At 70.2% G+C, this 22,632-nt stretch carries 22 protein-coding genes; 4 read left to right on the top strand and 18 right to left on the bottom strand.

The features are described 5' to 3' along the window. Positions 1-144: 144 nt before the first annotated feature. Genes ligA through ADK54_RS15610 form a run of 4 tightly spaced genes read right to left on the bottom strand, consistent with a single transcriptional unit; the run spans position 145 to position 4,695 of the window. A complete protein-coding gene (gene ligA, locus ADK54_RS15625) occupies positions 145-2,346 on the bottom strand; it encodes an NAD-dependent DNA ligase LigA (protein WP_420717312.1) in 2,202 nt (733 codons plus the stop codon). 25 nt (positions 2,347-2,371) lie between these two features. Further along, positions 2,372-3,397 (bottom strand): methionine synthase, encoded by a 1,026-nt coding sequence (locus tag ADK54_RS15620; RefSeq protein ID WP_078966404.1) that lies wholly within the window; start codon positions 3,395-3,397, stop codon positions 2,372-2,374. Between the two features lie 40 nt (positions 3,398-3,437). Beyond that, positions 3,438-4,136 (bottom strand): SDR family oxidoreductase, encoded by a 699-nt coding sequence (locus ADK54_RS15615; RefSeq protein WP_053726234.1) that lies wholly within the window; start codon positions 4,134-4,136, stop codon positions 3,438-3,440. Positions 4,137-4,155: 19 nt separating this feature from the next. Next, complete coding sequence (locus tag ADK54_RS15610) at positions 4,156-4,695, bottom strand: TIGR00730 family Rossman fold protein (RefSeq protein ID WP_053726233.1); 540 nt, start codon at positions 4,693-4,695, stop codon at positions 4,156-4,158. Positions 4,696-4,756: 61 nt separating this feature from the next. On the opposite strand from ADK54_RS15610, the gene ADK54_RS15605 reads away from it, so the two are divergent. Continuing rightward, entirely contained in the window at positions 4,757-5,086 is a 330-nt protein-coding gene (locus tag ADK54_RS15605; protein WP_053726232.1) for a DUF427 domain-containing protein, read from the top strand. 13 nt (positions 5,087-5,099) lie between these two features. Here ADK54_RS15605 and ADK54_RS15600 read toward each other — a convergent pair whose 3' ends face one another. After that, positions 5,100-6,086 (bottom strand): GlxA family transcriptional regulator, encoded by a 987-nt coding sequence (locus tag ADK54_RS15600; RefSeq protein ID WP_053726231.1) that lies wholly within the window; start codon positions 6,084-6,086, stop codon positions 5,100-5,102. A 104-nt stretch (positions 6,087-6,190) separates the two neighbouring features. On the opposite strand from ADK54_RS15600, the gene ADK54_RS15595 reads away from it, so the two are divergent. Then, entirely contained in the window at positions 6,191-7,138 is a 948-nt protein-coding gene (locus tag ADK54_RS15595; RefSeq protein WP_053726230.1) for an NADP-dependent oxidoreductase, read from the top strand. Positions 7,139-7,199: 61 nt separating this feature from the next. Here the strand turns inward: ADK54_RS15595 and mnmA are convergent, their stop codons facing one another. Beyond that, the gene (gene mnmA / locus ADK54_RS15590; protein ID WP_053726229.1) at positions 7,200-8,345 is read right to left on the bottom strand and encodes a tRNA 2-thiouridine(34) synthase MnmA; all 1,146 of its coding nucleotides are present in this window, start codon (positions 8,343-8,345) and stop codon (positions 7,200-7,202) included. A gap of 152 nt (positions 8,346-8,497) precedes the next feature. On the opposite strand from mnmA, the gene ADK54_RS15585 reads away from it, so the two are divergent. Next, a complete protein-coding gene (locus ADK54_RS15585; protein WP_053726228.1) occupies positions 8,498-9,103 on the top strand; it encodes an N-acetylmuramoyl-L-alanine amidase in 606 nt (201 codons plus the stop codon). Between the two features lie 34 nt (positions 9,104-9,137). On the opposite strand, the gene ADK54_RS15580 is transcribed toward ADK54_RS15585, so the two are convergent. From ADK54_RS15580 to ADK54_RS46775, 3 genes are all read right to left on the bottom strand, one after another. Next, complete coding sequence (locus ADK54_RS15580) at positions 9,138-10,307, bottom strand: cysteine desulfurase family protein (RefSeq protein WP_053726227.1); 1,170 nt, start codon at positions 10,305-10,307, stop codon at positions 9,138-9,140. A gap of 69 nt (positions 10,308-10,376) precedes the next feature. Further along, a complete protein-coding gene (locus ADK54_RS15575; protein ID WP_234392080.1) occupies positions 10,377-10,709 on the bottom strand; it encodes a DUF4190 domain-containing protein in 333 nt (110 codons plus the stop codon). Positions 10,710-10,711: 2 nt separating this feature from the next. Further along, positions 10,712-10,867 carry a hypothetical protein gene (locus ADK54_RS46775; RefSeq protein ID WP_189963903.1) on the bottom strand — a complete coding sequence of 52 codons (156 nt, stop codon included), beginning with the start codon at positions 10,865-10,867 and terminating at the stop codon, positions 10,712-10,714. A gap of 128 nt (positions 10,868-10,995) precedes the next feature. Between ADK54_RS46775 and ADK54_RS15570 the strand changes: the two genes are divergently transcribed. Further along, positions 10,996-11,613, top strand: coding sequence for a TetR family transcriptional regulator (locus ADK54_RS15570; protein WP_053726225.1), 618 nt, complete (start codon positions 10,996-10,998; stop codon positions 11,611-11,613). 147 nt (positions 11,614-11,760) lie between these two features. Here ADK54_RS15570 and ADK54_RS15565 read toward each other — a convergent pair whose 3' ends face one another. The 9 genes from ADK54_RS15565 to ADK54_RS15525 all read right to left on the bottom strand — a co-directional run bounded on the left by ADK54_RS15565 (position 11,761) and on the right by ADK54_RS15525 (position 22,512). After that, complete coding sequence (locus ADK54_RS15565) at positions 11,761-12,630, bottom strand: thioesterase family protein (RefSeq protein ID WP_053726254.1); 870 nt, start codon at positions 12,628-12,630, stop codon at positions 11,761-11,763. A 116-nt stretch (positions 12,631-12,746) separates the two neighbouring features. Then, on the bottom strand, positions 12,747-13,406 hold the full coding sequence (locus ADK54_RS15560) for a trimeric intracellular cation channel family protein (protein ID WP_053726224.1): 660 nt from the start codon (positions 13,404-13,406) through the stop codon (positions 12,747-12,749). 46 nt (positions 13,407-13,452) lie between these two features. After that, positions 13,453-14,859, bottom strand: coding sequence for a M1 family metallopeptidase (locus tag ADK54_RS15555; protein WP_053726223.1), 1,407 nt, complete (start codon positions 14,857-14,859; stop codon positions 13,453-13,455). Positions 14,860-14,954: 95 nt separating this feature from the next. Further along, a complete protein-coding gene (locus tag ADK54_RS15550) occupies positions 14,955-16,241 on the bottom strand; it encodes an ABC transporter ATP-binding protein (protein WP_053726253.1) in 1,287 nt (428 codons plus the stop codon). Between the two features lie 14 nt (positions 16,242-16,255). Beyond that, a complete protein-coding gene (locus tag ADK54_RS15545; protein WP_053726222.1) occupies positions 16,256-17,353 on the bottom strand; it encodes an ABC transporter ATP-binding protein in 1,098 nt (365 codons plus the stop codon). After that, entirely contained in the window at positions 17,350-18,348 is a 999-nt protein-coding gene (locus ADK54_RS15540) for an ABC transporter permease (protein ID WP_053726221.1), read from the bottom strand. Before ADK54_RS15540 ends, ADK54_RS15545 begins: the two co-directional genes overlap by 4 nt. Positions 18,349-18,471: 123 nt before the next feature. Next, positions 18,472-20,241, bottom strand: a complete 1,770-nt coding sequence (locus ADK54_RS15535; protein ID WP_053726252.1) for an ABC transporter substrate-binding protein — start codon at positions 20,239-20,241, stop codon at positions 18,472-18,474. A gap of 80 nt (positions 20,242-20,321) precedes the next feature. Continuing rightward, entirely contained in the window at positions 20,322-21,326 is a 1,005-nt protein-coding gene (locus ADK54_RS15530; protein WP_053726220.1) for an ABC transporter permease, read from the bottom strand. Positions 21,327-21,714: 388 nt separating this feature from the next. Further along, a complete protein-coding gene (locus ADK54_RS15525; protein WP_053726219.1) occupies positions 21,715-22,512 on the bottom strand; it encodes an enhanced serine sensitivity protein SseB C-terminal domain-containing protein in 798 nt (265 codons plus the stop codon). Between the last annotated feature and the right edge of the window lie 120 nt (positions 22,513-22,632).

The raw sequence follows: 22,632 nt of genomic DNA, 5'->3' as shown, positions 1-22,632 counted from the left end.
ACAGTAGGCCGCAGAAGGCTCTGTCGGGCAGCGGTCTACAGCTCTTGCCCGAATGCGACCCAGCCACCCGCATCGGTCTGCTATGCGCCGAACGGGTGACTCCGCGCAGCCTCCAGGCCCCCTGTTACTACCCTCCTTTGCGTCTCATTCCCCCTCTGGAGCGTTGGGCATCGCGGCTTCTCTTGCCGCGTCCGGCCCTTGTTCCAGCAGAACGGCGAAGCCGTCCTCGTCCAGAACCGGAACCTTCAGCTGCATCGCCTTGTCGTATTTGGAACCCGGGCTGTCGCCGACGACGACGAACGAGGTCTTCTTGGAAACGGAACCGGTGACCTTGGCTCCGCGGCTCTGCAGCGCCTCTTTCGCGCCATCTCTGGTGTGCCGCTCAAGAGTTCCGGTCACGACGACGGTGAGGCCCTCCAGCGGGCGCGGCCCCTCGTCCTCGCCGGTGCTCTCGTCCTCCATGCGGACGCCGGCGGCCTTCCACTTGCGCAGGATCTCCTGGTGCCACTCCTCGGCGAACCACTGCTTGAGGGAGGCCGCGATGATGCCGCCGACGCCTTCGACCGCGGCGAGTTCCTCCTCGGTGGCCTGCTCGATGCGGTCGATGGAGCGGAATTCGCGGGCCAGCGCCTCGGCGGCGACCGGGCCGACGTGGCGGATGGAGAGCCCGGTGAGGATGCGGGCGAGCGGGCGCTCCTTGGCGGCCGCGATGTTCTCCAGCATCGAGACGGCGTTCTTGCGCGGCTCCCCGTTCATGTTGGCGAAGACGAGGGCGACCTTCTCCTCGCCGGTCTTGGGGTCGCGCTTGGGCAGTCCGCTGTCCTGATCGAGGACGTACGCCTTGATGGGCAGGAGCTGATCCATCGTGAGGTCGAAGAGGTCGCCCTCGTCGAGCAGCGGCGGGGTGGCGGGCTCAAGCGGCTTGGTGAGGGCGGCGGCCGCGACGTACCCGAAGTTCTCGATGTCGAGGCTCTTGCGGCCACCCAGGTAGAACAGCCGCTCCCTCAATTGGGCGGGACAGGACTGGGCGTTGGGGCAGCGAAGGTCGATGTCGCCCTCCTTCATCGGACGCAGCGCGGTCCCGCATTCCGGGCACTCGGCGGGCATCTCGAAGGGGTACTCGCTGCCGTCCCGCAGGTCGGCGACGGGGCCGAGGATCTCCGGGATGACGTCACCGGCCTTGCGCAGCACCACCGTGTCGCCGATGAGGACGCCCTTGGCCTTGACGACGTCCTGGTTGTGGAGGGTGGCGAACTCGACCTCGGAGCCGGCCACGGTGACCGGCTCGACCTGGGCGTAGGGCGTGACGCGGCCGGTACGGCCCACGCCCACGCGGATGTTGACGAGCTTGGTGTTGACCTCTTCGGGCGCGTACTTCCAGGCGATGGCCCAGCGCGGGGCGCGCGCGGTGGAGCCGAGGCGGCCCTGAAGGGGGATCTCGTCGAGCTTGACGACGACGCCGTCGATCTCGTGCTCCACCACCGAGTGCCGGTTCTCGCCCATGTAGGCGATGAACTGCCGCACTTCTTCGAGGGACTTGACCACCTTGTTGCGCTGGGCGGTCGGCAGGCCCCATTCGCGCAGCAGGCCGTACGCCTGCGAGAGGCGGTCGATGTCGAAGCCCTCGCGGGCGCCGATGCCGTGCACCACCATGTGCAGCGGTCTGGTCGCGGTGACCTTGGGGTCCTTCTGGCGCAGCGAACCGGCCGCCGCGTTGCGCGGGTTGGCGAACGGCTTGTCGCCCGCCTCGACCAGGCGGGCGTTCAGACCCTCGAAGGCCTCCATCGGGAAGTAGACCTCGCCCCGGATCTCGACGAGCTCGGGGATGCGGTCGCCCTTGAGGCGGTCCGGGATGTCGGCGATGGTGCGCACGTTGGGCGTGATGTCCTCGCCGGTGCGGCCGTCGCCGCGGGTGGCGGCGCGGGTCAGCCTGCCGTGCTCGTACGTCAGGTTCACGGCGAGGCCGTCGACCTTCAGCTCGCACAGGTAGTGGTAGTCGGCGGTGCCCACGTCCTTGGCGATGCGCTCGGCCCAGGCGGCCAGTTCCTCGTCGTCGAAGGCGTTGTCCAGGGACAGCATCCGCTCGCGGTGCTCGACCGAGGCGAAGTCCGTCTCATAGGCACCCGCCACCTTCTGGGTCGGCGAGTCGGGCGTGCGCAGCTCGGGGTGCTCGTCCTCCAGCGCTTCAAGCGAGCGGAGCAGCTTGTCGAAGTCCCCGTCGCTGATGACCGGTTGGTCCTTCACGTAGTACCGGAAGCGGTGCGCCTCGATCTGCTCGGCGAGGAGCGCGTGCTTCTCCCGTGCCTCCGCGGGCACCGCTGCGTTCTGTTCGCCAGCCACCGTCATGTCCTCCCGTTTCCCGTCTTCCCCGTCACTCAGGGTTGTCCGCGAGCGATCTCGCCGCCCGGACGCAGTGGGCGAGCGCGGCCCGGGCATAGGCCGGGGACGCACCCGCCATACCGCATGCCGGGGTGATCACCACGGACTCGCCCAGAGTCCCCGGATTCAGCCCCAGCCTGCGCCACAGCGTCCTGACACCCATGACGCTACCGGCAGGGTCTGACAATGGGCCGTCGGTGCCCGGCACCACTCCGGCGAAGAGCTTGATGCCGCTCTCGGCGGCCTCGCCGATCTGCTCGTCATCACGCTCGGTGAGCAGCGAGAAATCGAACGACACCCCGGCGGCCCCGGCCCGCCGCAGCAGGGCGAACGGGACGTCGGGGGCGCAGGAGTGGACGACGACGGGGCCGTCGTGCACGGCGACGACGTCCCGCAGCGTGGCCTCCACGACCTGCCGGTCGACGGCCCGGTGGGTGCGGTAGCCGCTGGCGGTACGGACCTGCCCGCGCAGCACGGAGGTGAGGGAGGGCTCGTCGAGCTGGAGCACGAGCTGGGCGCCGGGCACCCGGCGGCGTACGTCGGCGAGGTGGTCGCGCAGGCCCTCGGCGAGCGATCCCGCGAGGTCGCGGCAGGCACCGGGGTCGCCGAGGGAGAGCTCGCCGTTCCTGAGCTCCAGGGCGGCGGCCAGCGTCCACGGCCCGACGGCCTGCACCTTCAGAGGCCCGGTGTAGTCCTGGGTGAACTCCTCCAGGGCGTCGAGGTCCTCGCCCAGCCAGGACCTGGCCCGCCGGGTGTCCCGGCCGGGCCGGTCGCTGACGCGCCAGCCGCTGGGTTCCACGTGTCCGTACATCTCGACGAGGAGCCCGATGGTCCGCCCGATCATGTCGGCGCCGGGCCCGCGCGCGGGCAGCTCCGCGAGGTGGGGGAAGTCGCCGCTCGCCCCTTCGGCCCCGATCAGCGATCCGGTGACGGTTTTGGCGGTCTCCCGCGCGTCGCCGCCCGGCATCGAGCCGACGCCGGTGGCGGGCCCCCAGGGGAATTTGCTCTGTTCGCTCACCCCGGAAGCGTACGCAACGGGGCGCGGCGCCCGGTCCCGGCTACTTGCCGGGGCGCACGGTGAGGTCGTTGACCTCGGCGTCGGCCGGCAGGTCGATGGCCATCACGATGGTGGTGGCCACCGACTCGGGGTCGATGAACTTCGCCGGGTCGTACTCCTTGCCCTCCTGCGAGTGCACCTTGGCCTGCATGGGGCTCGCGGTGCGGCCCGGGTAGACCGAGGTCACGCGGACGCCGTTGGCGTGCTCCTCGTGGCGCAGCGAGTCGGCGAGCGCCTTGAGGCCGTGCTTGGAGGCGGCGTACGCGCCCCATTCGGCATGCGCGTTGAGGCCGGCGCCGGAGTTCACGAACACCACGTGGCCGCGCGAGGCGCGGAGTTGGGGCAGCAGGTGGCGGGTGATCTCGGCGGGGGCGATCAGGTTGACGTTGAGCTGCTGGTGCCAGGTCTTGGGGCGCAGCTCGCCGACCGGGCCGAGGTCGACGATGCCCGCGATGTGCAGCAGCGAGTCGAGGTGGTCCGGCATCGGCTGCTTGTCGAAGGCCCAGGAGAGGCGGTCGGGGTCGGCGAGGTCGCCGACGAGGGTGCGGGCGCCCGGGTAGCGGGCGGCGAGCTCCTTGGCGCGTCCGGCGTCGCGCGCGAGCAGGATGAGCTCGTCGCCGCGCTCGTGCAGCCGGCGCGCGACGGCCGCGCCGATGCCGGAACCGGCCCCGGTGATCAGATGAGTAGCCATACCCGCCATGCTCCCACTGGTCCCCGTCCTACTGGATGCCGAGGGACTCTTCGAGGTAGGCGAGCGCCGCGACGCCGTCCTCGGCGAAGAAGACCAGCTCGGTGAGGGGAACGGGCAGGAAGCCCTCGTCCTCCATGCGGCGGAACTGCTCCTTGAGGCCGTCGTAGAAGCCCGCGGTGTTCAGCAGGACGACCGGCTTGGTGGTCTTCCCGTGCTTCTTCAGCTCCAGGATCTCGGTGGCCTCGTCCAGGGTTCCGGTGCCGCCCACCATGATCACGACGGCGTCCGACTTGGCGAGCAGCAGCGCCTTGCGCTCGGCGAGGTCCTTGGCGATGACCATCTCGTCGGCGTTCTTGCGGGCCTTGGCCGCGAGGAAGTCGACGGAGACCCCGACGAGCTTGCCGCCCGCGTGCTGCACCCCGTCGGCGACGACCTTCATGAGCCCGCTCTCGGAGCCGCCCCACACCAGGGTGTGCCCGCCCTTGCCCAGGAGCTCGGCGAACTCCTGGGCGGGGCGTGTGTAGCGCTCGTCGAGGTCGGCCGCGGAGAGGAAGACGCAAATATTCATACGGAAACGATACGAGGGAGCGGCAGGGAAGAAGAGCGGCCCGGCTAACGCTGCACCTCTCATGACGACTGGACATCGCATCACCATCGAGCGGGGCACCGAGCACGTGCGGGTCGTTCGCGACGGGCAGGTGCTCGCCGAGAGCAGCCGTCCGCTGCTGCTGCGCGAGACCGGCCTCCCCGTCCGCTACTACCTTCCGCCCGAGGACGTCCGCACCGACCTCTTGACACCGTCGGACACCCACACCTACTGCCCGTTCAAGGGAACAGCCTCCTATTGGTCGCTGCCGGACGCGCCCGATCTCGTCTGGTACTACCCCGACCCGAAGCCGGACGTGGCCGAGATCAAGGACCACCTGTGCTTCTACGAAGTGGAGACCGCCACCGAGTAGTACGGCCCCCGGCTCAGGTCCGCGCGCCGACCTGGAACGTGCGCCGGTAGGCGACCGGGGACACGCCCAGGACGGAACGCATGTGCTGGCGCAGCGAGTTGGCGGTGCCGAAGCCGGCCCGGTGGGCGACGAGGTCCACCGGCAGATCACTGGACTCCAGGAGCTGGCGGGCCAGTTCGAGGCGCTGGGCGGTGAGCCAGTTGCCGGGAGTCATGCCCGCCTCCTCTCGGAAGCGGCGCGTGAAGGTGCGCAGGCTCATCCGCGCGTGGGCGGCCATCTCGCCCAGTGGGAGCGGGTCCTGGAGGCGCTCCAGGGCCCACTCGCGGGTGGCGGCGGTGCTGGCCACCGTGGGCTCCGGGACCGGGCGTTCGATGTACTGGGCCTGCCCGCCGTCGCGATACGGCGGGACGACGCAGTGCCGGGCGGCACGGTTGGCGACCGCGCTGCCGTGGTCGCGGCGTACGAGGTGCAGGCACAGGTCGATGCCGGCGGCGGCGCCCGCCGAGGTCAGCACGTCGCCGTCGTCGACGAACAGGACGCCCGGGTCGACCTCGATGCGCGGGAAGGTGCGCGCGAAGGCGGCGGCGTCGCACCAGTGCGTGGTGGCGGGCCGCCCGTCGAGCAGCCCGGCGGCGGCCAGGACGTAGGAGGCCGTGCAGATCGAGACCATGCGGGTGCCGGGCCGGATCCGCTCGAAGGCGTGGGCCACGGGCTCGGGCAGCGGGCCGCCGTCGGCCATCGCGCCGAGGTCGTGGGTGGGCGGGATCACCACGGTGTCGGCCGCGGCGAGCGCCTCGGGCCCGTGCTCGACGGCCACGGAGAATCCGGCCTCGGTGCGCACCGGCCGCCCGTCGACGGTGCAGACGGTCACCTCGTAGAGGGCTTCGCCGCCGGGTCCCCTGGCGGTGTCGAAGATCCGCGAGGGGATGCCCAGCTCGAAGGAGACAACTCCGTCGAGGGCGAGCACCGCCACACGGTGGACTTTCCGTCGTACAGCCATGGCCAGATTCTGTCACATCATGGCCAAACGGCCAGCACCACGATGGCCGTCCGGGGTGCAGGCTGGTGCTCCCACCAGCGGAAACACCCCGAAAAGGATCAGACATGTCCCAGACCATGCGCGCCATCAGCCCCCTTCGATGGGGCGGCCCCGAGGTGCTCGCCGAGATCGAGACCGAGCGGCCCGAACCGGGCCCGGCCGAGATCCTTGTCCGGGTGCACGCGGCCGGCGTCAACCCCGCCGACTGGAAGGTCCGCGCGAGCGGCGGTCTCGCGGTGATGGGCACGCCGCCGATCCTCGGCTGGGACGTGTCCGGCACGGTCGAGGCGGTCGGCTTCGGCGTCACTCTGTACCGGCCCGGCGACGAGGTGTTCGGCATGCCGCGCTTCCCCCACCAGGCGGGCGCGTACGCCGAGTACGTCACCGCCCCGGCCCGGCACTTCGTGCCCAAGCCCGCCGGAATCGACCACATCCAGGCCGCGGCGCTGCCGCTGGCCTCGCTCACCGCGTACCAGTCGCTCGTCGAGACGGCCCGGCTGGCCGCCGGACAGCGGGTGCTGATCCACGCCGCGGCGGGCGGCGTGGGCCACCTCGCCGTGCAGATCGCCAAGGCGCGCGGCGCGTACGTCATCGGCACGGCGAGCGCCGCCAAGCACGACTTCGTGCGCGGTCTCGGCGCGGACGAAGTGATCGACTACACCGCGGTCGACTTCACCGAGGCGGTGCGGGACGTGGACGTCGTCCTCGACCCCATCGGCGACGCGTACGGCAGCCGCTCCCTGAAGGTGCTGCGCCGTGGCGGCGTCCTGGTCTCGATCGCGTCCCCGGACGAGGACGAGCTGCTCGCGGAGGCGGCCGAGCTGGGCATCCGTGCGGGATTCACGCTGGTGGAGGCGGACTACGCGGGCATGCGGGCGATCGCCGCACTGGTCGAGGAGGGCCGGCTGCGCGCCGAGATCGACTCGGTGTTTGAACTCACGGACGCGGCCAAGGCGCACGAGTACGGCGAGCGGGGCCGCACCCAGGGCAAGCTCGTGCTGCGGGTCGTCTAGGAGTCGCTTTCCCTTTTTGAAGCGGGCACCCCCTTGGGCGCCCGCTTCGAAGCGGGCGTTTCTAGACCTTCGCGGCGGCCCGCTCGGTCGTCGCGATCGTCGCCGAGCCCACCACGCGCGTGCCGTCGTACAGGACGATCGCCTGGCCGGGGGCGACGCCGCGGACCGGCTCGGCGAACGTCACGTTCAGGACGCCGTCGACGAGCTCCGCGGTGACCTCGGTCTCGCCTCCGTGGGCGCGCAGCTGGGCGGTGTACGTGCCGGGGCCCACCGGAGCCGTGCCGCACCAGCGGGGCTTGATCGCGCCGAGGGCGGTGACGTCGAGGGCCTCGACGGGGCCGACGGTGACCGTGTTGTTCACCGGGGAGATGTCGAGGACGTAGCGGGGCTTGCCGTCGGCGGCCGGGTGGCCGATGCGCAGGCCCTTGCGCTGGCCGATGGTGAAGCCGAAGGCGCCCTCGTGGCTGCCGATCTTCGCGCCCGACTCGTCGACGATGTCGCCCTCCGCCTTGCCGAGGCGGTTGGCGAGGAAGCCCTGGGTGTCGCCGTCGGCGATGAAGCAGATGTCGTGGCTGTCGGGCTTCTTGGCGACCGCCAGGCCACGGCGCTCGGCCTCGGCGCGGATCTCGTCCTTGGTGGTGAGGGTGTCGCCGAGCGGGAACATCGCGTGGGCGAGCTGGCGCTCGTCGAGCACGCCGAGGACGTACGACTGGTCCTTGGCCATGTCGGAGGCGCGGTGCAGCTCGCGGGTGCCGTCCTCGTTGAGGACGACGGTCGCGTAGTGGCCGGTGCACACCGCGTCGAAGCCGAGCGCGAGGGCCTTGTCGAGCAGCGCCGCGAACTTGATCTTCTCGTTGCAGCGCAGGCACGGGTTGGGGGTGCGGCCGGCCTCGTACTCGGCGATGAAGTCCTCGACGACGTCCTCGCGGAAGCGCTCCGCCAGGTCCCAGACGTAGAAGGGGATGCCGATGACGTCCGCGGCGCGGCGGGCGTCCCGGGAGTCCTCGATGGTGCAGCAGCCGCGGGCCCCGGTGCGGAAGGACTGGGGGTTCGCGGAGAGCGCGAGGTGCACGCCGGTGACGTCGTGGCCGGCTTCGGCGGCCCGGGCGGCGGCGACGGCGGAGTCCACGCCGCCGGACATGGCGGCGAGTACGCGCAGGGGGCGCGGGGAGGTCATCGGCGAGGGCTGCGTCGAAGTCTGAGTCATAGCACTCGTAAGGGTACGTGGGATCGGGAACCCGGGGCGCGGGAGTATCCGTTGTGGATCTCAGAGGGCACCGGTCCGGGATCCCCAGGGGCCCGAGGGGTGCGGTGGGGACCTCGCGGGGAGCGGTACGGGGAGGGACGGGGGCGGGGCGTATGGCGACCAGCCGCAGGGGGCTGCTGATCGGGGGCGCGGTGGTGGCGCTCGGCACCATCGGATATCTGAACAAGCCGCAGGCGCGGCCGCACAAGCCGCGCAAGGCCGGGGCGGTGGACTACGCGGGCGCCCAGTGGGTGGCGGCGGCGTCGGCGAACTGGCGGATGGCCGACCGGCCGGACGACTACCGGGTGGACCGGGTGGTGATCCATGTCGTGCAGGGCAGTTTCGACAGCGCCCTGAAGACGTTCCAGGACCCGGACAACAAGGCCGCCGCCCACTACGTGGTGGGCAAGGACGGGCACATCGCGCAGACGGTGCGGGAGCTGGACGTGGCCTTCCACGCGGGCAACCGCGAGTACAACGAGCGCAGCGTCGGCATAGAGCACGAGGGCTTCGTCGAGGAGGCGTCGTCCTTCACGGACGCCATGTACACGTCGTCGGCCCGCCTCACGGCCGCGATCTGCGCCCGCTATCGAATAGCCGTCGACCGGACGCACATCATCGGGCACCTGGAGGTGCCCGGCACCGATCACACCGACCCCGGTCCGCACTGGGACTGGCCGCGCTACATCTCGCTGGTCGGAGCGGCCGGCCGGGCCTGAGCCGCGGGGGCGGCCGCGTTCTGGGGACGGTGGCTCAGACGAGCCCTGCCGTGCGGGCCCGTTCGACCGCGGGGCCGATCGCGTCGGCGACCGCTTCGACATCGGCCTCGGTGGAGGTGTGGCCCAGCGAGAAGCGCAGGGTGCCGCGGGCCAGGTCGGGGTCGGTGCCGGTGGCGAGCAGCACGTGGCTGGGCTGGGCGACGCCCGCGGTGCAGGCGGAGCCGGTGGAGCATTCGATGCCCTGCGCGTCGAGCAGCAGGAGGAGGGAGTCGCCTTCGCAACCGGGAAAGGTGAAGTGGGCGTTGGCGGGCAGGCGCCCCGCCGGGCTCGGGTCGCCGCCGAGGATCGCGTCGGGCACGGCCTTGCGCACGGCCTCGACGAGCCGGTCGCGCAGTCCCCCGATGTCCTGGGCGAACGCGCCGCGCCGTTCGGCGGCGAGCCGACCTGCGACCGCGAAGGAGGCGATGGCGGGGACGTCGAGGGTGCCGGAGCGCACGTGCCGCTCCTGGCCGCCGCCGTGCAGCACGGGTACGGGGGTGTACTCGCGGCCGAGCAGCAGGGCGCCGATGCCGTACGGGCCGCCGATCTTGTGTCCGGAGACGGTCATGGCGGCGAGGCCGGACGCGGCGAAGTCCACGTCGAGCTGGCCGAAGGCCTGGACGGCGTCCGCGTGCATCGGAATGCCGAACTCCCGCGCCACCGCGGCCAGTTCGGCGACCGGCAGCACGGTGCCGATCTCGTTGTTGGCCCACATCACGGTGACCAGGGCGACGTCGTCGGGGTTGCGCTCGACGGCCTCGCGCAGGGCGTCGGGGTGCACCCGGCCGTACGGATCGACGGGCAGGTACTCGACGGTGGCGCCCTCGTGTTCGGCGAGCCAGTGCACCGCGTCGAGCACGGCGTGGTGCTCGACGGGGCTGGCGAGCACGCGCACGCGGCGCGGGTCGGCGTCCCGGCGGGCCCAGTACAGGCCCTTGACGGCGAGGTTGTCGGCCTCGGTGCCGCCGGCCGTGAAGACGACCTCGCTGGGGCGGGCGCCGAGCGCTTCGGCGAGTTCCTCCCGGGCCTCCTCGGCGGTGCGGCGGGCCCGCCGTCCGGCGGCGTGCAGCGAGGACGCGTTGCCGGTGGCGGTCAGCTGGGCGGTCAGCGCCTGGACCGCCTCCGGGAGCATCGGAGTGGTCGCGGCGTGGTCGAGGTAAGCCATGGTGGGCCCGATTCTACGAGCCGCGCCGGGCGGACCGTGCCGCAGATCCGGCCAGGGCCGGGGCGGGGTTCAGCCGCCGAGGCCCCAGGACACGGTGTGGTCGGCGAGGACCAGGGCGAGCAGCACCGCGAGGTCGGCCACGCCCAGGGCGAGCCCGAGCAGGGCCCGGCCGCGCCGCTTGGTCCCGTACAGGAGGGAGAGCGAGGAAAGGACGATGGCGGTGGGGCCGAGGACGAGGTTCATGACGAGCAGCCCGAGCAGGCCGAGGACGAAGGCCGCGACGGCCATCCCATCGGCGTCACGGGGTGCGGGTCCCCCCTGCTCCTTGAGAGCTGGTGGGGGTCCCCCCTGCTCCTTGAGAGCTTGGGGGAGGGTGCGGCGTCGGATCGCTGCGAGTTCCATGGTCAGCCCTTCCGGTGCGAGAGGCGTTCGCGGGCGGCGAAGACGATGAGCCAGACGCCGATGACACCGGCGACGGCGAGGGTGACCGGGAGCGGGAGGTGCGCCGCTGAGCCCAGCACGACCCCCAGGAGGAGGAGGGCTGCGACGAGGAAAAGCATGGGATCCCTTTCTGTGCGCGGCGGGGCGGCGGGGCCGGGCGGGCCCAACCACCCTTGGGAGTACGACTGTTCACTGACTGATGAGTCTAGTCTTCCCAAGTTCAGCAAACAGCTGTTTACTGAGTGGTATGAGCCACACTCTCGGAATCCGGCAGGCCCAGAAGCAGAAGACCCGGCAGGCCCTCATGGACTCGGCGCTCCAGCTCCTGGAGCACCAGAGCCTGAGCAGCCTCGGGCTCCGCGAGGTCACCCGGGCCGTGGGGGTCGCGCCGGCCGCGTTCTACCGGCACTTCAAGGACACGGCCGACCTCGGGGTGGCCCTGGTCGAGCAGGCGCTGGGCAGCCTCCACGACACGATCCGCGCGGCGATCGTCACGACCGGGGCGGGCGAGGAGCGCATCCACCGGGTGGTGGCGCTGATCGCCGCACATGTACGCACGCACCCGGCGCACGTCCGCTTCATCGCCCGCGAACGGCACGGCGGGGTCGCCCCGGTCCGCGAGGCCATCGGCGTACAGCTGCGGCGCTTCGCGGACGAGGTGGCCGAGGCGCTCGGCGCGGATCCGCAGTCGGCGGGCTGGACTTCGGCGGATCTGCGCATGCTGGCCGGGGTGTACGTCGACCACATGGTGATGACGGCGTCCGCCCTCCTGGAGGCCGGCGAACCCGGCGAGGAGTCGGTCCTCACCACCGCCCGCGCCCAACTCCGCCTGGTGACGCTGGGGCGCCGGCACTGGCTGGACTAGGCGTACGGGGTGCGTTGGCGGGTCGGGGCCCGCGGCCCCCGGCGGGTGGCGCTGGGGACGAAGTGCCCATAGGGGCCGGGCGGAGCCCCGGGCCGGCCCGGGTCGATCAACCCCGGGCAACAAACGGGCGGGTGGGCAAACGCCCTCTCAACCTCGCGGCGCCCGCGCCAGCTGGCGGGACTGGGCGACCAGCCGGTCCGCCGAGTCCCAGACTTCCGCGTCCTCCTCCAGGAAGCCCCCGGCCAGGTTGCGGGTCGTGATCGACACCCGCAGCGGCCCCGGCGCCGGGCGGCAGCGGATGTGCGTGGTGAGTTCGACCGTGGGGGTCCAGCCCTTCAGGCCCAGCTCGAAGGAGGTGGGCGGGAGCGCGTCGACGGTGAGCAGCAGCGAGATGGGGTCGGCGTCGCGCCCGTCCGCGAGCCCGAACCACGCCCGCATCTCACCCTTGCCGGAGGGCGCGCCCACGGCCCAGCCGAGCGTGGTCGGGTCGAGCTTGAGCATCAGCCGGTCGGTGATCGCGGAGCTGCCGGGGATGGGCGGGCGGCTGCCGTCGGGGGCGTCCGTCGCGCCGATGCAGTGCGAGAGCGGCGGAATCGCGGGCGGCTTGGCCGTGGTGCGGACGTCGTCGCTGAGCGAGTCGAGGTCGCCGTACGAGGCGAGGACCCGGATGCGTTCGACCTCCGCGCCGCTCTCGTCGTACTGGAAGAGCGAGGCCTGGCCGGTGGAGAGGGTGCGGCCGGTGCGCACCACCTGGGTGCGGATGACCGCGGGCCCCGGCACGGACGGCGTGAGGTAGTGCGCGGAGACGGTGAACGGGTCCGGGTGCGGCAGGGCGTCGCCGAGCGCACGGCCGAGCAGGGCGAGCAGATAGCCCCCGTTGACGGCGTGGATGATGGTCCAGCCCGCCGAGAGCTCCGCGTCATAGACCCCCGCTTCGCGCAGGGTGACGGCGGTGTCGCGGTCGAACTCGCTGTCCCCGATCGCAGCGGGGAGTACCTGTGACGATGCCTGTGCCATGCGCAGCACCGTACACCCATAAATTACTGAGCGGTAGCTTTTCCGGTCCCGCGTCCCCCGTCCCCGTCCCCGTCCCCTGTCCCCCGCCTCCGTCCCGTCCCCGGCTCTCGGAACACTCACGCCTCCTCCAACGCGGAGCTCCGCCGGTTCCACGCCCGCGGCGCCCGCCAGTGGTACTTGAGGGCCGCGATGCGCAGCAGGAACGCCGTGACCACCGCCAGGCCGCTCGTCGTCGCGTTCAGGAGGTCGAAGCGGATGAAGAGCACGATCATCGTCGAGCCGACGATCGCCGGGACCGCGTACAGGTCGCGGTCCCAGCGCAGCAGCGAGGGGACCTCGTTGGCCAGGACGTCGCGCAGTACGCCGCCGCCCACCGCCGTCGCGAGGCCCAGGGCCGCCGAGGAGGTGAGGCCGAGCCCGTAGTCGTACGCCTTGGTCGTGCCCGTGACGCAGAACAGGCCGAGGCCCGCCGCGTCGAAGACGTTGACCGCGGTCTGGGTGCGCTCCACCTCGGGGTGGAGGAAGAAGACAAGGACCGCGGCGAGCAGCGGGGTCACGAAGTACCCGAGGTCCGAGAAGGCGGCCGGCGGGACCGCTCCGATGATGAGGTCGCGGAACAGCCCTCCGCCCAGTGCGGTGACCTCGGCGAGCACCGCGATGCCGAACACGTCGAAGTTCTTGCGCACGGCGAGCAGGGCGCCGGAAATCGCGAAGACGAAGATTCCGACGAGGTCCAGCGCGTGCTGGACGGAGGGGCTGAACAGTTCGTGAAGCACCCCGCATTTTTACGCATCCCGGGGTGCCCCTCGGCACACGCCAGGCCTAGAGCGCGGGCTTGCCCGTGTCGTAGATCCACTTCTGGAACAGGCCGTCGAGCGACTTGCCCGAGATGTGCTCGGCCAGGTTGATGAAGTCCTCGGTGTCGGCGTTCTGGTAGCGGTGCAGCTTCGTCCAGGCCGGGAGGAGCTTGAAGAAGGCCTGGTCACCGATGTGTTCGCGCAGTTCCTGGAGCATCATCGCGCCGCGCTGGTAGACCGCGGAGGCGAACATCGTGTCGCGCTGCGGGTCGGCCACCTCAATCTTCCAGAAGTCGGAGGACGCCGGGCGCGAGTTGTAGGCGTTGAGGAAGGACTGGTGGGCCGTCGCCGTCCCGCGGTGCTCGGCCCACAGCCACTGCGCGTACGTCGCGAAGCCCTCGTTGAGCCAGATGTCGTCCCAGTGCGCCACCGACACCGAGTCTCCGAACCACTGGTGGGCGAGCTCGTGGACGATCGTCGTCTCGTTGCGCACCGCCGAATAGCTCGGCTTGGTCTGGGTCTCCAGGGAGAACCCGGCCTCGGGCATGTCGTCGACGACCGCGCCGGTCTCCTCGAACGGGTACGGGCCGAACAGCTTGGACCAGTAGTCGGTGGCCTCGGCGGTCACCGCGTACACGTCGACCGTGTTCTGGTTGGCCAGGACCGGGTCGATGGCGACGTAGATCGGCGTGCCCGCGGGCGTCTTGCCCGTCTTCACGTCGAACTTGCCTATGGACGCGGTCGCGAGGTACGTCGCCATCGGCTTGGTCTCGCGCCAGTGGAAGTACGAACGGCCGCCGCTGTCATGGGAGTCCACCAGGCGCCCGTTGGACACCCCGGTCAGACCCTTGGGCGCGTCGATGCGGATGTCGTACGTCGCCTTGTCGGAGGGGTGGTCGCTGGACGGGAACCAGGTGGAGGCGGCGTTGGGCTCGCACGCCACGAACACGCCGTCCTTGGTCTTCATCCAGCCGTAGTCGGAGCCGAAGACGATGGGTCCGTTCAGCGCCTGCGGCACCCCGCCGTAGGCGACGGTGACCTCGAACTCCTCGCCCTTGCGCAGCCGGTGGCGGGGCGTGATGACGATCTCGTCGCCGGTTCTGCTGAAGTCGGCGGGCTTGCCGTTCACCCGGATCGAGTCGACGGTGAGCTTCTGGAGGTCGAGGTCGAAGCTGGAGAGGTTCTGGGTGGCCCGGGCGGTCAGTGTGGTGCGCCCGTCCAGGCGCCCCGAATCGGGGTTGTAGCTCACCCCGAGGTCGTAATGGAGGGCGTCGAAGCCACCGTTGCCCAGGTCGGGGAAGTACGGGTCACCGATGCCCGGGGCGCCGGGCGAGGCGGCGGGCGCGGCGGCGATGGTGAGCCCGGCGGCCACCGCGGTGGCGAGCGCGAGCAGCCGGGAGGAGGTACGACGTGCCGAACGGGAGAGTGCCATGAGTCTGCCCTTCGAACGCATGCCGTTGGTACGGACACGCAGACTCTGCACTCTCCCGCTTCGGCATGAACATGACTTTGCCGAACTGTCATGCCCTACTTGTCGGTTGACTCCTGAGCGGTGTCGTCCGGTCCGGTTTCGCCCTCGGCGCCGGCCGCCTCGGAGGAGGCGTCGGACGCGTCGGACGCCTCTGCCGCGGCAGGCTCCTCGGCCGCGTCGGATGCGGCAGGCTCCTGCGCCGTCGCCGTCTCGCCGATCGTCACGATCTCGACCGACTCCCTGGCCTCCGGAAGGACCGCCTCGCCCGGTGCCTGGTCCGGCGCGTTCTCCGGGTGGTGGCAGGCCACCCGCTGGCCGGGCTTCAGCTCGACGAGGACCGGCTCCTGCGTCTTGCAGACCTCCGTCGCCTTCCAGCACCGGGTGTGGAACCGGCAGCCGCTCGGCGGCGAGATCGGCGAGGGGACGTCGCCCTTCAGCAGGATCCGCTCGCTCTTCATGCCGCGCCGCTTGGGATCCGGCACCGGCACCGCGGACATCAGCGCCTTGGTGTACGGGTGCATCGGCGCCGCGTACAGCGACTTGCGGTCGGCCAACTCCACGATCTTGCCGAGGTACATGACCGCGATCCGGTCCGACACGTGCCGGATGACCGACAGGTCGTGCGCGATGATCACGTACGTGAGGCCGAGCTCCTGCTGGAGGTCGTCGAGGAGGTTGACCACCTGCGCCTGGATGGACACGTCGAGCGCCGAGACCGGCTCGTCGGCGACGACCAGCTTCGGGTTGAGCGCGAGCGCGCGGGCGATGCCGATGCGCTGGCGCTGGCCGCCGGAGAACTCGTGCGGATAGCGGTTGTAGTGCTCGGGGTTGAGGCCCACGACCGAGAGAAGGCGCTGGACCTCCTTCTTGATCCCGCCCTCCGGGTTGACGCCCTGCAGCTTGAACGGGGCGGAGATGATGCCGCCGACCGTGTGCCGCGGGTTCAGCGAGGAGTACGGGTCCTGGAAGATCATCTGGACGTCGCGGCGCATCGGCCGCATGCCGCGCACCCCGAGGTGGGTGATGTCCCGGCCCTCGAACTCGACCGTGCCGCCGGTCGGTTCGAGCAGCCGGGTGATGAGGCGGCCCATCGTCGACTTGCCGCAGCCGGACTCGCCGACCACGCCCAGCGTCTCGCCGGAACGCACGTCGAAGTCGATGCCGTCGACGGCCTTGACCGAACCGGTCTGTCGCTTCAGCACACCGCTGCGGATCGGGAAGTGCTTCTGCAGGCCGCTGACCTTGAGCAGGACCTCGCCGGGAGCCGCGTCTTTGTTGAGCGCAGCCTTGGTCGGGGCCGCGCTCTTGCTCTGCGCGGGAATCGCCGCGTCGTTGTCCGTCACGCCTTTGTCCTCGCTCACAGCTTGGGCGCAATCTCTTCGGTCCAGATGCGCTCCCGCTCGTCCGGCGTCATGTGGCAGGCGGTCCAGTGGCCGCTTCCGCCGTCGGCCAGCTCGGGGCGTACGGTCCGGGTGATGTTGTCCTTGGGCACATCGGCGTACGGGCAGCGCGGGTTGAAGGCGCAGCCCGACGGGATGTTGATCAGGGACGGCGGGGAGCCCTTCACCGGAATGAGACGCTCGGTCTCCTCCCGGTCGATGCGCGGCATCGAGCCGAGCAGGCCCCAGGTGTAGGGGTGGCGGGGCTCGTAGAACACCTTCTCGGCCGGGCCGCGCTCCACGCACCGGCCGCCGTACATCACGAGGATGTCGTCGGCGAGCTCGGCTACCACGCCCAGGTCGTGGGTGATGATGATGACCGCGGAGCCGAACTCCTTCTGGAGGTCCCGGATCAGGTCGAGGATCTGCGCCTGGACGGTGACGTCCAGGGCGGTCGTCGGCTCGTCCGCGATCAGGAGGTCGGGGTTGTTCACCAGGGACATCGCGATCATCGCGCGCTGGCGCATGCCGCCCGAGAACTCGTGCGGGTAGGAGTCGACGCGCTTGTCGGGCTGCGGGATGCCGACCCGGTCGAGCATCTCGATCGCCCGGGTGCGCGCCGCCTTCTTGTCGACGTCGTGGTGGACCCGGTACGCCTCGATGATCTGCTTGCCGATGGTGAAGTACGGGTGCAGCGCGGACAGCGGGTCCTGGAAGATCATCGCCATGTCGCGGCCGCGCAGCTTGCGTACGTCATCGGGGTCGGCGGAGAGCAACTCCTTGCCGTTGAGCCAGATTTCGCCGGAGATCTGCGCCTTGCGCTTGCCGTACTGGCCGGCCGTGTGCAGGCCCATGATGCCCATCGAGGTGACGGACTTGCCGGAGCCGGACTCGCCCACGATGCCGAGGGTCTTGCCCTTCTCAAGGGAGAAGCTGAGCCCGTCGACGGACTTGACCAGGCCGTCGTCGGTCGGGAAGTGGACCTTCAGGTCGCGCACGTCGAGGAAGGCGTCCGAGGGCTGCACCGCCGCGACCGGCTCGCCGACCGCCGCGCCGGTCTTGTTCAGGTCGGTCATGCGAGCCTCACTCGGGGGTCGATCACGGCGTACAGGAGGTCCACGACGAGGTTCGCGAAGATCACCGCCGCCGAGGTGATCAGCGTGACGCCGAGGATCACCGGAAGGTCGCGCTCGCCGATCGCGCGGAGCACCGCCTGGCCCAGGCCCGGGATGCTGTACGTGGTCTCGGTCAGGATCGCGCCGCCGATGAGGGCGCCGATGTCCATGCCGAGCACCGTCAGGATCGGCGCCATGGTGGACCGCATGGCGTGCTTGCCGATGACGGCGGGTTCGCTCAGGCCCTTGGCCCGGGCGGTTCTGACGTAGTCCTCGCCCATCACTTCGAGCATGGTCGCTCGGGTGAGCCGGGCGTACATCGCCGCCTGGAGGAAGGCGAGCGTGATCCAGGGCAGGATCAGGCCGCTGAACCACCCGCCCGGTGATTCGCTGAAGGGGACGTACTGACCGTCGATCCAGTGCAGGCCGTACGTGAAGATCGCCAGCGAGAGCAGACCGGTGAAGTAGATCGGCAGCGAGACGCCGGCCAGGGCGACGGTCATGGAGAACCGGTCCCACAGCGAGCCGCGCTTGAGTGCGGACACCACGCCGGTGAGCACACCGAAGATGACCCACAGGATGGCCGCGCCGATGACCAGCGACAGCGTGACCGGGAAGCGCTCCTTGAGCACCGGCCAGATGGCCTGCTCGTTGCGGAACGAGTAGCCGAAGCACGGGGCGTCGCAGTGGATCGTCGAGCCGCCGCCGGTGTAGTCGCGGCCGGCCAGGATGCCCTTCACGAAGTCGAAGAGCTGCACGAAGATCGGGTCGCCGAGACCCAGCTTCTCGCGGACCGCTTCGAGCGCGGCGGAGTCGGACTGCTTGCCGACGTACATCGTGGCCGGGTCGACGCCCGTCCACTTGGGGATCAGGAAGAAGATGCCGAACGTCACCAGCATGACGATCAGCAGCATCACGATGGCGGCGAACAGCCGCCTGATGAGATATGCGAGCACTGCTCTCGGCCCGGCGGCGGGCCGGGGGCACCGGATTGCGGTACCCCCGACCCGTCACACGACGGCCTTCACCTGCCCTTCGTGCCTAGCGGCGGGTGCGCCGGCGGAGCGATTGGACGACGGTCACTTCTCGACGCCGAGCGAGGCGTAGTCGTAGAAACCGTTGTTGTTGGTCGTCGTGTAGACGTTCGTGAGCCGGGAGCTGCGCCACTTGACGTTCTTCTCGAAGACGAACGGAAGGTAGACGGCGTGCTCGGAGACCTTCTGGTTGATCTGCTTGTAGAGCCCGGCAGCTTCTTCGGGGGTGCTGGCCGCGATGGCCTGGTCGAAGAGCGTGTCGATCGCCGGGTCCTTCAGCATCGAGTAGTTGTTGTTGCCGTTCGACAGGATGAACTTGGAGTCGACCAGCGGGAGCAGGAAGCCCTGGCCGGACGCGAAGTCCGGGCCCCAGCCCATGATGATGATCCCGTAGTTCTTCTTCTTGACGACCTCGGGGTTGCCGATGATGCCGGTCGTCTGCGAACCGTCGTACTGGTCGATGTCGGCCTTGATGTTGACCTTGGCCAGCGCGGCCTGCATCGACTGGGCGGTGGCGACCTCGGCCGGCTTGTTGTTGCGGACCGCGATGGTGGTCGAGAAGCCGCCCGCCTTGCCGCAGGCCGCGAGCTCTTCCTTGGCCTTGGCGATGTTCGCCGCGCCGTCGTTCTGGGTCACGCCGTACGGGTCGTACTTCGGGTCCGAGCCGCTGATGATGGGCGGCAGCATGTTGGTGGCGATGTCACCGCCGGCCTGCGGGCCGCCGCGGGCGGTCTGCAGCGACTTGTGGTCGGAACCGTAGATGACGGCCTTGCGGCAGTGCTCGTTGTCCATCGGAGCCACCGTCTGCGGGAAGACCGCGTAACGGATGTAGCCGGTGTCCGGGTTGTCGACGTTGCCCTTGTCCTGCTGGAGCGCCTTGGTGCGGCCGGCCGGGCTGAGGCCGGTGCCGTTGAGGTCGACGTCGTAGTCACCGTTGATGAGACGGCTGTCCATGTCGTCGGCGCTGGTCAGCAGGGTGAGGCTGATCTTGTCCGGCAGTGCCTTGCGGACGTCGTCCGTCTTCGGGTCCCAGTTGGGGTTGCGGACCAGGACCATGGACTTGTTCGGCTCGTAGGACTCCCACTTGTACGGGCCGAGCGAGAACGGCTTCAGACCGTACTTCGACTGGGTGTCCTTGTCCTGGCGGACCGGGGAGCCCGACGGCATGGCCAGCATCTGCTGGAAGTCGACGTTGGGCGCCGGCAGCTTGAAGACGATGGTCTTGTCGTCCGGCGTCTCGATCGCCTTCAGACCCAGCTTGTCGGGAGAGGTGTCCTTGTAGGGACCCTTGTACTCACCGGTGGGGTCGAGGACGTCCTTCAGGTAGACGGGGCCGCCGGAGATGACGTCCTGCGCCCAGATGCGCTCGATGCCGTACTTGACGTCCTTGGAGGTGACGGGCTTGCCGTCCTCCCACTTGACGCCGTCCTTCAGGTGGTACGTGTACGTCTTCTTGTCCGCCGAGACGTCCGCGAGACCGGTCGCGATGTCCGGGACCAGCGTCTCGCTCTCCTTGCCCGGGGCGGGCTTGTAGGTGATCAGCGTGCGCGTGTAGTAGCGCGCGTAGTCCCACATGAAGCCGTAGTAACCGCGCTGCGGGTCCCACGAGTCGGCGTCCTGGGTGCCGACGAACTTGAGCTCCCCGCCCTTCTTCGTCGACGCGTTCGCGAGCTTGCTGTTGGCGGCGTTGAAGCCGGGGCCCTTGCCCTTGGCGCTGCCGCCGCCCCCGCCGCAGGCCGCGGTGGACAGCAGAGCCGCAACGACGATGGCCGCGCCGGCGACCGTCTTTCGCCTTGATGAACCTAGGGTTGTCACGATCTCGCTTCCTCCGTAGTGGGCGTCTTGGGTGTCGCGGCCCGTGCGGTGCGCCGGGCCGGAGTCTTCGAATTCCCGCATCAGCGGGTGCCCTTCGGGTCGAAGGCGTCGCGGACGCCGTCGCCGAAGAGGTTGAACGCCATCACGGTGATGAAGATCGCCAGACCCGGGATGATCATGAACATGGGATCGGACTGGTAGGTCGCGATCGCCGTCGACAGCATCTGCCCCCAGGAGGCCGTGGGCGGCTTGACGCCCGCTCCCAGGAAGCTGAGCGCCGCCTCGGTGAGGATGTTCGTCGGGATCATCAGCGTCATGTAGACGGTGATCGGCGCGATGAGGTTGGGCAGCAGCTCCTTGAACAGGATGTAGCCGCGCCCGGCGCCGAGGCTGCGCGCCGCCTCCACGTACTCGCGCTCGCGCAGGGACAGCGTCTGGCCGCGCACGATGCGCCCGACGTACGGCCATCCGAAGAAGCCGATGACCAGGATCATCACGAGCAGCCGGACCCCGGTGCCGCTGAGCCCGAACAGCTGGGTGGGGACCACGGAGATCAGCGCGATGATGAAGAGCAGCTGCGGGAAGGAGAGCAGCATGTCCATCACGCGGCTGATGATCGCGTCGAGCCAGCCGCCGAAGTAGCCGGCGATCACGCCGAGTACGGTGCCGACGAGGACCGCGAAGACCGCCGCGAGGAAGCCCACGAGCAGCGAGATCCGCGCTCCGTAGACGATCCGGCTGAACACGTCGCGGCCGTTGACCGGCTCAACTCCCAGCAGGAAGTGCGAGTTGATGCCGCCCCAGCTGCCGATCGGCGTGGAGAGCAGCGGGTCGATCTGGTCCTCGTGGAAGTCGTCCGGCGGATGTCCGAACGCGTCGACGATCAACGGCGCGAAGATCGCGACGAGGACCAGGAACACGACAACGATGCCACCGGTGAGGGCGAGCTTGTCCTTCTTCAGCCGGTTCCAGGCGATACGGCCCAGCGACCGCCCCTCGACCGCTCTGGTCTCGCCGCTGGGCGTGACACTGATGTCCGCGGTCGGGTCCGCGTCGGCGGGTGTGTCGTGCAATGGTGCCGTCATCGTGGCAAGGACCCCTCTCAACCGGCGGTGACCGGCCCGCACTTGCCGCTGTAGCGGCGCGTTCCCATCAGCAGTGCGAGCGGAGGGCGACACCAAGCAGCGGGTCGAGCTGCTCGCACAAGGGCCCGAACGGCCCTGCATGCCGGGAGTCTTCAATGGCCTCGCGATCACCCGCCAGACCTGACGGCGAAAGTATGCGCAAACGTGATGCGGAGAGGGGGTTTCCGTTATCCGGACGCGGGTGAACCAGGGGCGGACATGGGGAAGTTGGGGCGCAAGCGGCGTCCGGGACTATTGCGGTCTTCGCCCCATCAGAACGGACATTCCCCTTACGCGAAGGGGAAGTTGCCGGGGTCTGTCCCGGTTGGTGTGCCGCGCGGGGCCGGATTCAGTACGTGCGCGGGGCGGCCGGCGGGTAGCCGTACCCGGCGGTCCCGGGGGCCGGGGCGGCGTGCGCCTCGCGGTCGTAGAACGGCCGGGCGTTGGCTTTCAGCCACATGCCGACCGGGTCGTACTCGTCCGACATCGCGACCGTGGACACCGCGAGCCCGTCCGGCACGGCGGTGACGGACTGCTGCATCATCGCCCGCACCGCGTCGACCGACTGCGGGCCGGTGTCGTAGAGGTCGAGCCCGATGGCGAGGTACGGCGTGCCGAGCGCGGGCTGCACCCAGGCCCGGCGCAGCGAGCGCACGGCCGGGGTGCGGTGCGCGTGCTGCGTGAGCAGGGCGTAGAACTGCGGGATCTCCACGGCTGGTTCGGAGAGGCGGAGCGGGCCGGCCGGCATCCGGTCCAGGCCCGTGGCGATCCGCCGCAGATCGGTCCAGGGGATGCCGACGCCGCCGCCGGGGGCGTGCGGATTCAGCCAGATCCCGTACCGGTCGGGGTAGAGGGCGCGGGCGACTTCCAGGGCGCCGGTCACTTCGTGCGCCCGGTTCCAGCCGCTCGCGGAGAGCTCCTGCGCGGAGGTGACACAGGGCGCGTACGCGACGCCGTCGACCTCCATGTTTCCGTACTGCGCGTCCGGGGAGCCCGGCCGGCCGTTCCACAGCAGCATCCAGAGCCGGCCGGTCGCGGGGTCGGCGAGGGCGTGGAGCAGCGCCTCGTACACGTCGTAGCGCCCGGGCGTCACCTGGCGCAGCATGTGCTCGACCTGCCCGGCCGCCGCGGTGCCTGACGCGCTCACCCTGGGTCCCGCCCCTCTTCGATCCACCGTGCCGACGCCTGCGCCGCCCCGCAGCCCCGGGCACACGCGTGCGGCTGCGGGGATGCAAGGGTCATGAAACCAGGTTAAGCCGCCGTACAG

This window comes from Streptomyces sp. WM6378 (assembly GCF_001279695.1).
Taxonomy (GTDB): Bacteria; Actinomycetota; Actinomycetes; order Streptomycetales; family Streptomycetaceae; genus Streptomyces.
This window is presented reverse-complemented; position numbering and strand designations above follow the sequence as displayed.